Source organism: Deltaproteobacteria bacterium (assembly GCA_018668695.1).
Taxonomy (GTDB): domain Bacteria; phylum Myxococcota; class XYA12-FULL-58-9; order XYA12-FULL-58-9; family JABJBS01; genus JABJBS01.
Window position 1 is genome coordinate 1 of the sequence record JABJBS010000084.1, and the last position, 15,966, is coordinate 15,966.

A 15,966-nucleotide genomic window follows, 5' to 3' on the forward strand; every position below is an offset into this window, starting at 1 on the left:
CACCCGTAAAAAGCCCTACCCTCGAAAGCCCGCAAGCCGGACTTTTACCCTCCCCGGCCCTGGATGCGGAATCCGAACAAGCCCCTGAGTACTCCCCCACTCAAAAGCAAGCTCGACCCGCAGCCAAGGCCGCCTCTAAGAAATCTGCCCCTGCCAAGAAACCTAAGCCGAAAGCAGCCAAAGCATCGGCCATGGAGCTTCTCCAAAGTGCTCGTACCCTCTGGCGGGACCAAAAGCATAGCTTGGCTATTGAAGCACTTGAATCGCTTCTCTCGGGTGACGAACTCTCAAGCTTAAACCCTCGGGAGCGTGACGAAGCACGCTACTTGTTGGCAACCATTCACCGGGCTGTAGGAGATTACGGACGTGCGGCAACTCTGCTCAGAGTGCTCTCAACTGAAAAACAATCCATGACTGGCCGGATGGCTCAACTTGAACTTGCTCGCTTGGAAGCGCGTCACTTGGGTCATCAAAATAAAGCTCGATCGATTCTTGAAGGGTTAGTATCTGAAGATAAACTCGACATCGTCGCCGAGGAAAGCCTCTTTGAACTCTGTGCTCTCTACATCAAGAATAGCCAATGGACCGAAGCCAAAAGCTGTCTACAAAACTTTCTAACGAAGTTCAGTGAGAGCGAGCGTTCGCCCGAAGCACGCGACCTTTTCAACAACCTACCCAAGCATTAAAGTCTTCATCTCAGAAAAGATGAACACTTCAGCTTCAATATTACGCGAAAACAATCTAGACTTAAGCATGATGAACGTCCTGGTTCTGGTATTCTCTGCTCTCTTCCTATTTGGTTGCGATAGCTACCAGGTAGAGCTTGATCCCGCATGGAATGGAGATCCGACCGAACCAGTCGACCAAACCGATACGACCGACCCATCTGATCCAAGTGCCGTCGAACCCACCGACGATGAGCCGCCCTGGATTGAGCTTTCTGATCCCGACGACACGGAACCCAGCGAGGCTGATAACTGTGCGTCCATCGACTGCACCACCTTTGGCCCTCTTTGCTTTGATGACCTCGCCGTTGAGTGCTGTCCTCCCTGCGCTGCAGGCGTGGAACGCTGTCACCCCGAGTCTCCCCTAACGTATTACAGTGAGGTCTTTGTCTGCGCGGGCGGCTGCTGGGACACCTCTACCTTCTGCGACGAAAACAGCTATTGCAAAAATGGATTAGACGGAGAATCAAACTGCGCCCCCTTACCCACAGATTACGATGGTACATGTGAACCAGGTTTAGAGTTTGTAGATCCTGACTGCATAGCTTGCTCACCCTGTGACACCCTAGGTGAGTCTTACTGCGACCACAGTGGTTTTTCCGACATGCTTATAGAATGCAAAGATGTCACCGGTTGGGGACTTTTGTGCTGGGAGTTTGAAACCTGTGATAGCACCCAATTCGAAAGCGTTTGCGTAGCTGACTTAGCCACAAACTTTGCCGCATGCTCCGACGAAGGACCCATTGAAAACTTCTGCGGGCAATTTACCTGTACGGGCACAACCACATGTGATGGAGACTCCGGAAGCGGCGGAGCTCCGATTACCGATTGCGGTTATTGCGATAAATGCTGCGATATGAGTTTTGGACCAGTATGTGGTTACGACACGCCCTACCAAGGCGGGAGTGCCGCGATTCTCTATCCTAGAGAAGACCTACTTTGTTACGAAGTTGAAACCTGCACAGACTTCAGTACCACCGAGCAATTTTTCTGTAAAATGTCCTATGACGGTCAGCCTTCTTGCGAATTGGCCGGCTTCTAGCGCCCATTCATTTCGCCCTCACAGAATAAAGCCATCTCCACAAAACTTGGCCCATCCATTGACCCACGCATCGGGGTCATGCAGCATTCTTATATGAAATTTTTTGATAATCTTGTCTCTGAAGAAGACCGTATGATTCGCGCAACGGCTCGCAAATTTGCGGATAGAGAGATTGCACCGCACGCCCACGCCTGGGAAGAAGCCGAAGACTTCCCCCGTGAACTTTATAAAAAAGCAGGCGATGCTGGCATTATGGGAATTGGCTTCCCAGAACATGCGGGAGGAGCCGGCGGCGGTCCCATGGCTCAAATTATGGCGATTGAAGGTTTACTACGCGGCGGCTCGACCGGCGTTGCAGTAGGACTCTTCAGTGCAGGAATCGCAATGCCTCCACTTATCAATGCAGGCAACCCTCAACTCATCGAACGATTCGTTAAACCAACACTGGCCGGCGATAAGGTCGCAGCCCTCGCAGTAACAGAGCCCGGAGCGGGATCCGACGTGGCCGGCATCACCACCCGTGCAGTGAAAGACGGCGATGACTATATCGTTACGGGCAACAAAATATTTATCACCTCAGGTGTGAAGGCAGATATTTTAACGACACTTGTTCGTACCGGAGACGATCCGCATCAGGGTGTTAGCTTTCTCGTCATCGAAAAAAATATGCCTGGTGTCATCGTTTCACGTTCACTTAAAAAAACGGGATGGCGCGCCAGTGATACCGCGGAACTGGCTTTTGATGAAGTGCGCGTGCCGAAATCGCATCTCGTAGGGTCTGAGGGTGCTGCCTTTATTTTACTGATGCAAAACTTTCAGATGGAGCGTCTTGCACTGGCCGCCTATGGCGCTCTCTCGGCTGAAATCGCCTACGAAGAGGCAATAGCATATGCCAAAGAAAGAAAAGCGTTCGGTAAAAAACTTACTGGCTTTCAAGTCACTCGGCACAAGCTCGCCGATATGGGAACGAAAGTTCTCACAGCCAAAACCCTACTCTACCAAGTGGCCAATCGTATGGAGGCCGGTGAGGAAGTCATCGCAGAAGTTTCTATGTGTAAAAATTTCTGCGCCCAAATCGCTCAGGAGGTTTGCTACGACGCAGTGCAAATTCTTGGTGGTATGGGCTATATGCGGGAATCTATCGTCGAACGTCTAAGCCGTGACGTCCGCATCCTGCCCATCGGCGGCGGAACCACAGAGGTGATGAAGGAAATTATTTCCAAACGTGTGGGCTATTAAAACTCAGCTCCGTTGCCTTGAGCGCTTTGGAGTCCAGGCCCAAATCATTTCACACTGAATCGGTTCATGCCCATCGGCATCCGTAACTTTCACGGGAACCGTAATATATCCTTTTTCACTCGACCGAATTCGCGCAACGTCATCCTCAGTTATTGTTGCAACAGCTTCGAGGTCTCCCTTGGCTCGGCGAACATAATCAATCTTCATCAGCTTTATGACGGGTGTCCGATTATCGGGCACGTTCATCCCCACGACTAGGCCTGTCACAGATTCCGCAAGCAGCGCCATTGCCGCTGCGTGGAGAGAACCAATATGATTTTGAACTATTTTGCGATTGCGAATCCGAGCGTGCAATCGAGTCTGAGTCATCTCAAGGATCTCAACTTTAGCAGTGCCTGCGAATTTAACCGCACTGCCAACCGCAAACGTAAGCCCTCGTATCCGCAGACCTTGCGGTAACCTATTAAGATTATTCACAATACGGCGAAGTTTATTCACTCTCTCAGTCATTTCCACCCCCTCAACAAGCACACGTCACATTAAGTATGCATTTATCAGGACAAACGCAATACGTCTCTGTCGGTCGACTTTTTAATCAGCGATGCCTTTCGGCTTCCCAAACTCAAACTTGCTCATTAGAATCTGTCGTTCCCATCGCCCATGGGGAAAACCGCGGCCGGCTAAGCTGGTCAGGAAAATAAGGCAGGTTAAACGATGTACCAGAGTGTTGCTTTGCTTGTTGTAGCTTGGTCTACGCTAGCTTCTCCCCAAGCACCTATTATCGCCCCGATTCTTCTCAACCCACCCGCGCAGTTGAGCCATTTACATCAAGATCCCATGAACCTCACGGTGCGCTTTGATAAATCCGTTCATGAAAAAAATCTCAATTCACTACGCAATGTCGGTGCCAAAGTTAAACAACTACCATCGGGGCGGCCGGTGGTTGTCGGTCATGTTGTCTCCATCACAATCCCCAAAATACACCTTCAAAAACTTGTAAGTGTACCGGGCGTGGTTCGTGTTGAGAGCGCCATCCCCACCATGTATTCACCGCCGCTCTACGATACCTCTCGGCAAATTCAAGCCACTCAAATCTGGTCCCCAACCAGTGGCCACGTAGGAACAATGGGCGAAGGCATCACCATCGCCGACTTAGAAAGCGCGTGGGATATCTTTCATCCTGATTATTTCAGACCAGATGGTGGCTACGTTGCCGTTAAGGACAGTGATGGCAATGGCATCATCGGCGCCGGAGACACTGTAGACCTCGATGGCGATAATATCTTCGAAAGTACCTTGTCTCTTTTTGAGTCGGGCTTAGAAGATGGCTACCAACCTGATTTAGACTGGCTCTACATCGACGAAAATAAAGACGGTAAAAGAAACTACGCCGGCTCCACTGTCACCGACGAAACCCCCGCGTTCGGAGAACCTATATTCATTGGTGACGACATCAATCGAGACGGTGTCATCTCTGGAGGAGAAAAACTAGTTAGGCTCGGTTCTTCTAAAGTAGCCGCGCTTTATGATGGGACAACTCTCTATAAACGAGGCGACAATCTTTCTAGGTATCCGAGAGATTATATCCAAGAAAACATCGATTGGAACTTCATGTCTCATGGCACGGGAGCAGCGGGCATTGCCGTATCCGGTTGGCCTGGCTTAAGAAGGCACACCGGTATTGCTCCGGCTGCCGATCTTGTTTTGTTGAGTGACCAAGATAAGGTAGCCGCCATTGCAATGAGCCAAGAGCTTGGAGCAGATGTCGTTTTTCACGAATGGAATGACTGGCAAAACTTTCAAGATGGCTCGACGAATATTGAAGCAGCTGTCACAAGCTCTGCGCAATCAAACCAAGTACAAGTGGCTCCTGCCGGTAACTTAGCCAATGCCGCCCATATCCTAAATATTGGTAACATCTCGCAGACGCCTCAGATCATGACGCTGAGCACTGATAACTTAGACTGGCATCAGTACTCCATGTTCAACGTTACTTTTACGTGGCGCGGGGAACAGTCCGATATTGAGCTCGGCATACGCGACGAAGACCGTACACTCCAAACCTTCACAGCACCTTACTCAGAGTTCGTCATCGGAGACATGAAATTTCAAAGCTGGCATGACCGCTCTGAACGGGGAACGGCCATGGTCCAGCTCTACGCCAGCCGCGTGCAGGGTGGAGAGCTTACTGAACGCGAATGGAATATTGAAGTCACTGGCTCACCTTTCATCGAAAAATTACGCGGCGTCCTTCTCGACGACAGAAGTGGGTGGGGGCAAGGTGTCTCTTGGCTAACCCATGTATCAGACAACGGAAGCGCGCTTTCTCCATCCACCGCGGATACCGTGATCGCTGTGGCCGCCCATGGAGGCGTGGTTGATCAAGGCGACTGGGGAGGAGCCGTAGGCTACCGCCGTGCCTGGTCGGGTATGGGACCTCGTATTGATGGAGAACAAGTCATCGATATCTCAAGCCCCGATGATCCCATCGTTTGCGCATCTTTGGATAACGACCCAAGTTTTTACGGTGCTTACAGCCGATTTGGTGGCACCAGCGGAGCCACACCGCACGTGGCTGGTATCGCCGCGCTGATGCTCGGCTCAGGCTCGTTCACCACGCACTTAGAGATTGAAGCAGCGATGACGAACCAAGCGCTGATGGATGAGGCAACCGGCGAGGTCCCCAACGAGGCCTATGGCTACGGAAAAATCCGAGGAGCAGCCAGCCTATACGGCGAAGTCACGAATCATAACGAACCACCAAGCGTTCGAACTCGTATCACCCGCAATGCTGCCTGTGCGCTTGTCATGACACTGCTCCCCCAAGATCCCGACGGCGACGAGGTCAGTTTAGCAATCGATATGGGATACACGGGAGTTACCGAGGTGACCTCTGCGTTGGATATTGCACTTCCTCAAATTGATCAGGATTTTACAATCGTCATTCATGCGACAGATGCCGTAGGGACTCAATCACGCCAACTTAGCGTCATAAGCCCAGCTGACTACTCATGCACGATCGAGACCGAGCAAACCTCTGGCTGCAACAGCCAGAACCCCGCTCAAGGTATTTTCTTCATTGCCATGCTTCTATCGCTCGCGGCGATCAGACAAGTCCGGGAATACATTCGCTAGAGTCTTGGACTCAGCAGCAAGTCACCGTATGGTAGCAACTCTATGAAAGTTGCCTGCTATGCTTAATAAAAAACTCTTATTTTTACTCATGACAACAATCTGCCTAAGCCTTGGTGGCATAACCGGGTGCTCAGGAGACGACGAGCCCGAGACCACAGAGGCGTCAGACCCCACAAATGCGACCACGGATACAAGTGACCCCACCGACTCAAGCGACCCGAGTGATGAGAGCGACTCAAGCGACGAAAGCGATCCTCCACCACCTATACCCGCGCCTCTCGGGATGACTTTACTCGCGGATGATATCACCTACGTAGGTACCGCCGTCGTCGATATCACACCTGAAATTATTGAGACCTATACAGATGTTAACGGCAATAATGATTTTGACGGCTGTTTTGATGACCCTGCCGGTGACCGCTGCGCAGAGCCCTTCGATGATGTAAACGGCAACGGGTACTTCGATGCTATTTTTAAAGGCGGCTTTGAGCCTCTGCATCCAGCACAAACAGTCTCGGCCCCTATCTCAACGAGGGCCTTTATTATTTCCCACAACGCCGCCAACACCGAACCAACGCGTTACTTCGCATGGGTTACCGTAGACGTGGTTGGATTGGAAGGTAAGCGATTTTGGCAGGTGGAAGAACAATTTATCGCCGAAGGCTTCGCTGCAGATCGGCTTATTGTAACAGCCACCCACAACCATCAAGCTCCCGATACAATTGGCCTTTGGGGAGACCCAATCAACGAAATTTCAGGTCGCGACCCCGTGTATATGGAACGCATTACCGAATCCATCGAACAAGCAGTGCGCGAGGCAGCTGCTAATATGCTACCAAGCCAACTCTCAGTGGCCGCTACATCCATGGCAGAGCAAAGCCTGTTTTTAACCGGAACAAAGCACGGAGGCTTCCACCCAAATGCCGATGCAAAAGGAATGCTAAACGATATCCGAGACCCTCGTATCGTCTCTGATAGACTACTCACGCTTCAAGCAAATCACCTCGAAACCGGCTCTACCATTCTCACTCTCACCAACTGGTCAGGGCACCCCGAGGTTGGCGGTGGTAACGATAACGCAATTTCTGCAGATTGGGTTGGGGTCACGCGAATCGCCCTCGAAGAGCATTATGGCGGCATGGCGATTCATCTACCAGAAGCATTAGGCGGCATGCAATCTGCTTTGTTCATGGACCTCCCCCTCATCAACGAGCAAGGCCTTGAGCAATTTGAACTTTGTACCGAAACAGACATCAGCAATTCTGAGAATCCTTTTGATTGTTTTGAAAAAGAACCGGGTGCTCAAAGAATTGATGAAAATGGACAACCCATACCACAATGGGCTTCGGCCAGCACCACCGAGGTAATCCAATCTCACGGTTGGCATGTCGCCAAGGCGGCCATCCGGAGCCTTGAAACGGCTGAAACGATTCAAGACATGTATCTCGATATCGATTCTGAATGGATGTACGTCCCCATAGATAACCCGATTTACAACCTGATATTCACCCTCGATATTCTCGAATTGGGATTTAGTGATTTGGTGAATGACTCAGCACTCTGCCAAGAGTCCATAGAGGAAGCACCCATCGGTTGTTCGCAGGCACGTGCATTCAGAGCCCGTATCGGGCCGTTAGAATTCTTAACCGCACCCGGTGAAGTTACCCCTGAAATAGCTTGGGGCTTGCCAACAAATGACCCACAGTTCGTTCTCGAGTCTACGGATGTCACGGCGCGCGGTCCCGACGCAGTTTATTTTGTGCAACACACCGCAGCGTGCAACAACGTAAGCTTTGAAGAATGTAGCAATCAAAAGGTTATCGGAGAATGTGACTGTCTCACCCTTCATGCAACGCCCTATTTGCTCTCCTCGGACGATTCCTTCGTTCCATATATGGAGTTCTCAGAAGCTCGCTACAAAGTGACGGTAAGCATGACCGATTCCTACTTTAGCTACGTTTTGCCTGGTCCCGATATTCACCACAACGTTACCGTGTTAGACAGTTATCAAGGTGACCATTTTGAAGACACCGTCACATTTTCTTCGAAGTTTGCAGAAAAAGTAACCCAGGCACATCAGTCGATCGATGCTCGCTGGTAGGACCTATTCGTAAAGGATTCAATTCATGACGATTACACTTTATGGAAGCAAGAACACACGAGCTTTTCGTTGCTTTTGGATGCTCGAAGAACTCCAAATCGACTACCGCATCAAAGAAGTCAATGTTCATAAGGGAGAGGGTAGAGCTCCCGATTATCTCTCGATTATCCCTACCGGTAAGGTTCCCGCTCTCCAAGATGAAGACTTTATTCTCTTTGAATCGGCTGCCATCAACACCTACTTGGCAGATAAATTCCCCGAGAAAAACCTAATCCCGAAAACCAATACTCGAGAACGCGGTCTCTACGACCAGTGGTGCTATTACGTCATGAGCGAGCTTGAGCAGCCACTGTGGCTCAACGCGAAGCATACTTTTATCTATCCCGAGAAAAGAAGAATAGCTGCCAACATCGAGTCTGCGAAGTTTGAATTTAAGCACGCACTCAAAGTGATTGAAGGTCATTTGGACACACATGACTATATGGTGGGCGGTGAGTTCTCCGGCGCTGATATTCTCGTTGCGCAGACTTTCATGTGGGCACAGATGGTCAGATTCCCATTGGACTCGCCTGCAGCTTTGGAATTTATTGTGCGCATGAAAGAGCGTGACGGATACCAACGCGCGATGGCTCTTTAGAGTTCGTAAAGCGTTACCTTATCAAGTTCCTTCTTTAAGCCAGATGCAGTGTTTAAAGGCAGCGAACAAGTTGTTCCGCGGCAAACATAGGCGGTCGGCTTACCACCAACACTTTTCTTACCTGCAACCAACTCTACTTTTCGACTAAGCTCAGCAATTTCGGAATCCTTCGCGTAGAGCAGCACACGGTTCGGCAGAAAGCGTTCTTGAATGACGTGGCTAAGCACACCCTTATCCGGCGCTGAATCAGGTCTCACCACAATAATTTGCAAAGCCTCGTCGAGCAGAAAATCTAATGCCGCAAGCATCTTAGGCATCGAACGTCCACCTCGAACCAGGGTTTGCCCAAAGGATGAAATGGCTCTTCTGGCCTGGGTATCATATTCAGAGAGTCCAGTTAGCAACGACAGCCTAAGTAGATTCAGAACCTCCACTGAATTCCCTGCGGGAATCGCGCCATCGTAGGCCGGCTTATCACGGGCCAACAGGTTGTCCTTACTCTCAGCAACAAAAAAGTAACCGCCTGCGCTGTCTTTAAAATCTCTATCCAAGACAGCCTGGAGTTCCACGGCCGCACCAAGCCATTTCTCATTTTGAGAAACTTCATATAAGTCGAGAAGACCCGCGATCATGAAAGCATAATCATCAAGATAACCATCATAACGAACCTTACCCATGCGCCAGGCTCGCCCAAGTCGTTGACCGTCCCACAGTTTCTCCATTGCGAATTCAGCGGCCTTTTGAGCACTGCGTAAGTAATCATCACGCCCCAGAACTGCTGCGCCTTTAGCGAAAGCAGAAATCATCAACCCGTTCCAGCTTGCGATAATCTTATCGTCTAAAATCGGCGGCTTTCTCGTAAGCCTCACATCGTAAAGCTTCGTCTTTGCATCATCGACTAAGTCCATCGCTTCATTGAGGCTTAAGTCCAGAGCCCTGGCGATATGGTCTAGAGGCTGCGTTACATTGAGAATCGACCGGCCTTCAAAATTGCCGCGTGCTGTGACCCCATAATAGTTTTTCACCAAGAGCGACTGCGTTTTATCTTTTAGGACATTGTCAATTTCCTGGGGCGTCCAGGTGAAGAAGAGTCCTTCTTCGTCGTGCCCATTCAGTGCAGGGCTATCAGCATCTGTTGCAGAATAGAATCCGCCACCTGAAAAAGTCATTTCTCGAGCGACATAATCCAAGGTCTCTGTTGCCACTCTGGAGAAGTCTCCCCGCCCGGTGAGCTGAAACCCTTCCAGGTAGGCAACGACCAATTGCGCGTTGTCGTAAAGCATTTTTTCAAAATGTGGGACAAGCCATTTCGCATCTACGGAGTAACGATGAAAGCCACCCCCAACCTGGTCGTACATCCCGCCTGCAGCCATTTTACTCAGAGTCGTCACATAAGCCTTAAGCGCCGACCTATCGTTACTGCGCCGGTAGTATCTTGCGAGGAATTCTAGGTTGTGGCTTCGCGGGAACTTCGGCGCACGGCCAAACCCCCCGTGAACCGAATCAAAGCTTGATACAAGAGTGTTCGCGGTCCGCACGATAGCCCCGGCATTGGGTACGCCAACGCCAGGACGGGGCTTTGAGTTTTGAACAACACGCGTCGCAATATCCTGAGCCTCCAGAACCAGTTCATTTGGATGACTCAGATACCTTTCACGGTACTCTTTAAGAATAGACAAGAAACCTCGCCGTGTACCCCTCACGCCATCCCGCGGCGGAAAGTAAGTACCACCGAAGACCGGTAATTTATCAAAGGTCATGAATACCGTCATGGGCCAACCACCCCGGCCAACCAGCATCTGCACTGCGCTCATGTAAATTTTATCCACATCGGGCCGCTCTTCGCGGTCGACCTTAATGGGAATGTAGTTGGCATTGATGTAACCGGCGATTTCCTTATCTTCGAAGGATTCACGCTCCATCACATGGCACCAATGACACGTAGAATATCCAACGCTTAAAAAGATAAGTTTTCCCTCTGCCTCGGCTCGTGCAAATGCCTCGGGCCCCCATGGATGCCAGTTCACTGGGTTGTGAGCATGTTGACGTAGATAGGGACTTTCTTGGAAGATTAATCGATTGATGTACTTCGCACTACCATCATCGTTCAGGTGGTGGGTGCGGGGAACGTAATCTTTGCCCGCCGATTTGTAGGCTTGCAGATAAGCGCTTGGGATCGAGGTCGAACTCTTCAGCCCAGGCAAGGGAGAATCGGCAACCTCGGGAGTAAAGCTTTGAGGCATATTAGTTTGCGAGAGATTCTCACCACTATTGCCAGGCGTGCACGCTCCTAAAAAGACGAGAATCACTAAGTAAACAAATCTCATAACACTTCCACTTAATGGCCATCTTACCGAGCTATGGGCAATTGGAGCGTTCCTCGCGAACTTCTACATTCACGCGAAGCATAGGCCAATTACAAGAGTTTGGCAGCGGATTACCCAGCCCCGTAAACCGTTCCGAATTGAGAATCCAACCAAGTCCGTCACTGTAATCCGTCCAGTTTCGGTCACATGGTCGATTGAAGTTTGAGTAACCCACAGATGGCAAATTGCCTGCTTTCCAATAAAGTCCCACAACATAAGTTGTGCTTGTCATTCCCGTCTCTGGAATGACATCCGTAAAATCAAATGACCACCAAGCTTGCTTCTGTGATAATTCCGTTTGAAGATCTGGGCTGGTTAAAGTTACATCGTCCCAATTTAGGTCGTTCTTATTCAATACCTGCTCAACCACCCAAGGCGTTGCCGACTGAGGATCTGCAGCATCGAAAACCTCCACAGCCAATGTGATGCTATCGGGGTACGCGTCAAATTGACTTTGAGGAACCATAATCAAAGCATCGACGGATCCCACTCGCCATGTGGCGGTCTCTGCCAAAGATGAAGTATCATAATCAATAACAATCGCATCGTGAACATTCACTTCACCCATAGCGTCTTCAAGAACCGACACTTCTTCAATATCGAAACTGCTGTCATCAAACGTGCACCAACGTCCAAGGGAATCTTGTGCACAACCACTGGCAAGGCACATGCCAAGAAAAGTAAGGCTTATAAAGATAATGTTTTTCATAGAGAGACTCCCCGTCAGCTATAGGCTGAGCGCTGACTTTAAAACCATTGAACACAAGTTGATGCTTAGGAAAAGGAGAATTGCTCAATCAGCTCGATAATTCAGTGGCGTATGGAAATAATGCCGGTGCACCGCCGGTATGCCAAAACAAAATTCGCTCGCCTTGCGAAATTCGGCCAGTTCGGCACATATCAATAAGCCCGGCGGCAGCCCGCCCCGTATAAACAGGATCAAGTAAGATCGCTTCTTTACGGGCAAACATTTCGATGGCCTCGCGCTCACGCTCGGTCATAACGGCATAACCAGCCTTCGAGTAATCATCGACGACGCAGATATCTTCAGGTTCTAGTTTGAACTGACTTTGTAACTCTTGACCGCAAGCACGGGTCAAATCTGCGACGATTTTTTGTAGAGAAGCTTCAGTCTCGTCTACCGAAATCCCGAGTATCTCAGTTTTAGATTTTGATTTGGCTGCGGCGTAAGCAAGCCCAGCTTGGGTACCTCCAGAGCTTGAGGCTAAAACGATTCTATTAAAAGGTGAAAGGTTCACATCCCGGAGCTGCTGAGTAAGTTCAATAAATGCTTCGCGATAGGCCCTCGCCCCGATTCCGTTGCTTCCCCCGATAGGAATGACATAGGGATTTCTCCCACTATCGGAAAGTGTGCGTGAAACCTCCGCCATCTTTGAATCACGGTCCTGCCCGTCAAGGGTCCACTCGATATCCGCACCCAGCAAACGTGATAGAAAGAGATTGCCCGTATTCTCGCGGTGGCCAGCTCCCCCAAGTACCAAAGTAACCTTTAGATCATGACGAGCAGCTGCCGCGGCGGTTTGTCGGCAGTGATTACTCTGGGGAGCGCCGGCCGTAATCAAAGTATCGGCTTCGCGCGCGATGGCGTCCGCAACAAGGTATTCCAGTTTCCTTGTTTTGTTACCGCCCAGTGCTAGGCCGGTCTGGTCGTCGCGTTTAATCCACAAGTCGATTCCCAGCTCTTCGCTTAACGCATCGAGTGGTTCAATGGGTGTGGGCAGGTGCGCCATACGCAACCTGGACACTTCTTTCATCTAAGTCCCCTTATTGAAGCTACAAATTGCCACATCCTGGCGAACCAGCCAAGATTCTATGCAAGGATGTGTAGACAAAGGTGCATTTTCTGTTAATCAACCTGAAGCTTTAGGAGTAGAATCTATATCATGTATGTCGATGTTCATGCCCACCTGATCCATCCCAAGTTTACGGGTGAAGAAGACGAAGTCGCACAACGCGCCAAAGAGAAGGGGCTTGAGTACATTATTGTGAACGGTCTAGAACCCGTATCTAACCGAGAGGTACTCAAGCTTTGCGATCGACACGACCATCTCCTCCCTGCACTGGGTATCTACCCACTTGATGCAATGGCCGCACAGATTCACGAGAGCGGAAGCTGGGATCACCCTTTTGAACCACCGACCGTGTTTGATGTGGATGCTGAAATTGAATTCATCGACAGCCAAGCATCTCGCCTGGTTGCAATAGGTGAAATTGGCATCGATCAACACTGGGTCAAAGACCATCCAGCCGCTCAGGAAAGAGTCTTTTGTAAACTCGTTGAAGTGGCTCAAAAGCACGACTTGCCAATCATCATCCACAGTCGTAAGGCTGAAAGACGCTGCTTCGAAATTCTCCAAGAGATGAATGTAAAGAAAGCAGATTTCCACTGCTATGGCGGCAAACTGAAATTAGCGAAGCAGATTGCGGCGGCAGGTTATTACCTCTCCATCCCGCCGGTTGTTGTTAAAGCAGAGTCGTTTCAACGCATTGTCCAAGAGCTACCCATTGAGCAACTGCTCACCGAAACAGATTGTCCCTATATGGGACCAGATCCAGGTGAGCGTAACGAGCCCGCCAATGTACCTCGAGGAATCGAGGCCATGGCCAAGGCGCGAGATCTCTCTGTTGAGGAAATGGCACAGGCAGTACGTGATAACTTCAGAACACTCTTTGGGTATTAAGACTCAGTTTCAGAGGTCGTAAATATTGTCTTTAAGGTGGTGTGAGCTTCTTTGGCCACATCAGGCGTTGCATAGGCCCTGAAGACCCCGACGCGATATGAGACATGACTTTTACCTACCCAAGGCCAGATCGCAGTAAATAGAATCGTCGAATCATCTAAAATTTTGGTATGCAATCTTTGCTCATCACGTAGGCCTGAGAGGTAAGTCACCATATGCCTTATCTCTTCGGATGCATCGCCTATGCTCGACTCGTCCCAAACCTTGTCAAAACCATCTTCGACCTTTGCCAGCAGTTCTGTCGCTGCCTCGCCCTGTAAGACCATGAGTGCTGTACAAAATCTTTCATCCCAGCCCCACCGTAGAGCTGTTCCCAAATCTGCATAAATTTGTTTGAGAGAATCTTCCAACATGGCCACCTCAAATTTCTCAATTCACCGCCACCCAAAGGTTACCGATGATACATCTGTGGTACATCTTCCTATCGATCTTGAACTTTAATAATATCAACATTTTCATGGGTTTGGGGATTTTTTAGCATGAATATGGTCTCAGGGAACCAGAAACACAAAAAGGCCCAGGTGAAAACCTGAGACCTTTTAATACTGCACCTAATATCAATGCCTTACTGAGCGGCAGGCACGACCTCCAAGAGATTCTCTTTACAGGCATAGCTCGCGTCGAATGCATCCTGGTCATAATCAGGGTTCAGTTCCATCTCTTCGCCATTGGTTTCCATTCGATACCGAGTCCCATTGACCCAAAGGTCTCCCATCAAACTGTTGGTTTGGAACCCATAGGAACCATTGAAAGCGTCCAGGTCTGAACCATTCAGTATCAAGTGGAAAATCTTACCGTCATTATGCAAGGTAACATGTGCATCGACAGCAACTGACTCAAAACCGGATACAGGCGTTTTAATAAAATAGGCCCCTGGACTATCCGCGGCTTCACCCGTAACAGGGTGGCTTAAACCAGTGAGTGTGCCAGAATGAAACATCAAGAAAGGGCCCGATTCCTCAGCACCTGATTTTTGTTCCATCGCAGCAAAATTATTGAGATCGATTCGCGTAAATTCAAATTCGGCGCTTCGACGATTCAAAGGGTGTAAAGGCGTACCGGAGAGGTTGAGCTGACCTGTTACGCTTTTACTTCCGGTAATACTGGCTGTGCCGTCAATTGAAATAACATTTCCCGAGCAATCCTCGGCAACAACTTCACGTTCGTTTCCGCCGATGACACACTGGTCAACCGCCCAATCCACAGAAACGGGATCTCCAGTAAATGCGGGTCCCAAGAGGCTTGTATCTACAAACTCCCAAATTTGGTCCAGCTTGTTATCGAAACCGCAGTCGGTGTCAGAGTCTACCGTTTTGGTGATCACGCCGTAGGTTTTTACCAAAAGGCGTGCTGCACCTTGAGCCAAAGTCTTTTCAAAAAAACATGCTTCATCGGTATCCACATAAGTCGAGTTTTCAACACAATCAAAAGCAGCGTGGAATACATCTGCATCATACTCAGGGTCCAGGCTCGGCTCTTCACCCGTAATTGGGAAGCTAATCAAGTCACCATCAACCATGAGTGAGCCGTCGAGGTAGTTTTCATAATCTTCAAATTGACCGTTTACGGCAAAGAGGTCGGCCTGTTCGACGGCTACATCAAATTGGCTTCCGCTCGACGTAACCGTGGTAAGGGCATCCAAGAGTCGTACATCCCTAAAGATGCTATGAGGCGTGCTCAGCTTACATGCACCTGTTTCATTATCCATAATCGTTCTTGGAGTGAGGCTACCGCTAAGAGTCCCTTTATTGATGGTAAGATATTTTTCAGAGTTCGTCTGCGTGACCGAAAAATCGATGACCTGTGCTTCGAGCTGAATCACAGCTGGGGCCATACTGTCTGGAACAACCGGCACCTGCGAATCGCCAGTGAGATACCCTTCCACAACTTTGGTACCGCTTACTTTCACAAAGCCCTGAACCAGGGTTTGCTCACCGTTGCAGTCCACAGAAACTTCTA

At 49.7% G+C, this 15,966-nt stretch carries 13 protein-coding genes; 7 read left to right on the forward strand and 6 right to left on the reverse strand.

What is annotated here, in order from left to right; translation table 11 throughout:
- From HOK28_04560 to HOK28_04570, 3 genes are all read left to right on the forward strand, one after another.
- Positions 1–686 (forward strand): hypothetical protein (locus tag HOK28_04560; protein ID MBT6432339.1); only part of this gene is annotated, 686 nt, incomplete at its 5' end.
- A 19-nt stretch (positions 687–705) separates the two neighbouring features.
- A complete protein-coding gene (locus HOK28_04565; GenBank protein MBT6432340.1) occupies positions 706–1,767 on the forward strand; it encodes a hypothetical protein in 1,062 nt (353 codons plus the stop codon).
- Between the two features lie 93 nt (positions 1,768–1,860).
- Entirely contained in the window at positions 1,861–3,006 is a 1,146-nt protein-coding gene (locus tag HOK28_04570; GenBank protein MBT6432341.1) for an acyl-CoA dehydrogenase, read from the forward strand.
- A gap of 3 nt (positions 3,007–3,009) precedes the next feature.
- Here HOK28_04570 and HOK28_04575 read toward each other — a convergent pair whose 3' ends face one another.
- Positions 3,010–3,516 carry a DUF4442 domain-containing protein gene (locus HOK28_04575; GenBank protein ID MBT6432342.1) on the reverse strand — a complete coding sequence of 169 codons (507 nt, stop codon included), beginning with the start codon at positions 3,514–3,516 and terminating at the stop codon, positions 3,010–3,012.
- Between the two features lie 204 nt (positions 3,517–3,720).
- Here HOK28_04575 and HOK28_04580 point away from each other — a divergent pair, with 204 nt between their 5' ends.
- From HOK28_04580 to HOK28_04590, 3 genes are read left to right on the forward strand one after another with little or no spacing between them, the layout of a single operon-like run.
- Positions 3,721–6,141 carry a S8 family serine peptidase gene (locus HOK28_04580; protein ID MBT6432343.1) on the forward strand — a complete coding sequence of 807 codons (2,421 nt, stop codon included), beginning with the start codon at positions 3,721–3,723 and terminating at the stop codon, positions 6,139–6,141.
- A 58-nt stretch (positions 6,142–6,199) separates the two neighbouring features.
- Positions 6,200–8,242 carry a hypothetical protein gene (locus HOK28_04585; GenBank protein ID MBT6432344.1) on the forward strand — a complete coding sequence of 681 codons (2,043 nt, stop codon included), beginning with the start codon at positions 6,200–6,202 and terminating at the stop codon, positions 8,240–8,242.
- 25 nt (positions 8,243–8,267) lie between these two features.
- The gene (locus HOK28_04590; protein MBT6432345.1) at positions 8,268–8,879 is read left to right on the forward strand and encodes a glutathione S-transferase family protein; all 612 of its coding nucleotides are present in this window, start codon (positions 8,268–8,270) and stop codon (positions 8,877–8,879) included.
- Here HOK28_04590 and HOK28_04595 read toward each other — a convergent pair.
- From HOK28_04595 to HOK28_04605, 3 genes are all read right to left on the reverse strand, one after another.
- Positions 8,876–11,206, reverse strand: coding sequence for a thioredoxin domain-containing protein (locus HOK28_04595; GenBank protein MBT6432346.1), 2,331 nt, complete (start codon positions 11,204–11,206; stop codon positions 8,876–8,878). The genes HOK28_04590 and HOK28_04595 overlap by 4 nt on opposite strands.
- 31 nt (positions 11,207–11,237) lie before the next feature.
- Positions 11,238–11,954: a hypothetical protein gene (locus tag HOK28_04600; GenBank protein MBT6432347.1), complete on the reverse strand. Its 717-nt coding sequence runs from the start codon at positions 11,952–11,954 to the stop codon at positions 11,238–11,240.
- An 88-nt stretch (positions 11,955–12,042) separates the two neighbouring features.
- Entirely contained in the window at positions 12,043–13,020 is a 978-nt protein-coding gene (locus tag HOK28_04605; protein ID MBT6432348.1) for a D-cysteine desulfhydrase family protein, read from the reverse strand.
- Positions 13,021–13,149: 129 nt separating this feature from the next.
- Here HOK28_04605 and HOK28_04610 point away from each other — a divergent pair, with 129 nt between their 5' ends.
- Positions 13,150–13,947, forward strand: a complete 798-nt coding sequence (locus HOK28_04610; protein ID MBT6432349.1) for a TatD family hydrolase — start codon at positions 13,150–13,152, stop codon at positions 13,945–13,947.
- Here HOK28_04610 and HOK28_04615 read toward each other — a convergent pair.
- Both HOK28_04615 and HOK28_04620 read right to left on the reverse strand, forming a co-directional pair.
- Positions 13,944–14,360 (reverse strand): hypothetical protein, encoded by a 417-nt coding sequence (locus HOK28_04615; protein ID MBT6432350.1) that lies wholly within the window; start codon positions 14,358–14,360, stop codon positions 13,944–13,946. The two genes, HOK28_04610 and HOK28_04615, sit on opposite strands and share 4 nt — an antisense overlap.
- Positions 14,361–14,572: 212 nt before the next feature.
- Positions 14,573–15,955 carry a hypothetical protein gene (locus tag HOK28_04620; GenBank protein ID MBT6432351.1) on the reverse strand — a complete coding sequence of 461 codons (1,383 nt, stop codon included), beginning with the start codon at positions 15,953–15,955 and terminating at the stop codon, positions 14,573–14,575.
- Positions 15,956–15,966 lie beyond the last annotated feature (11 nt).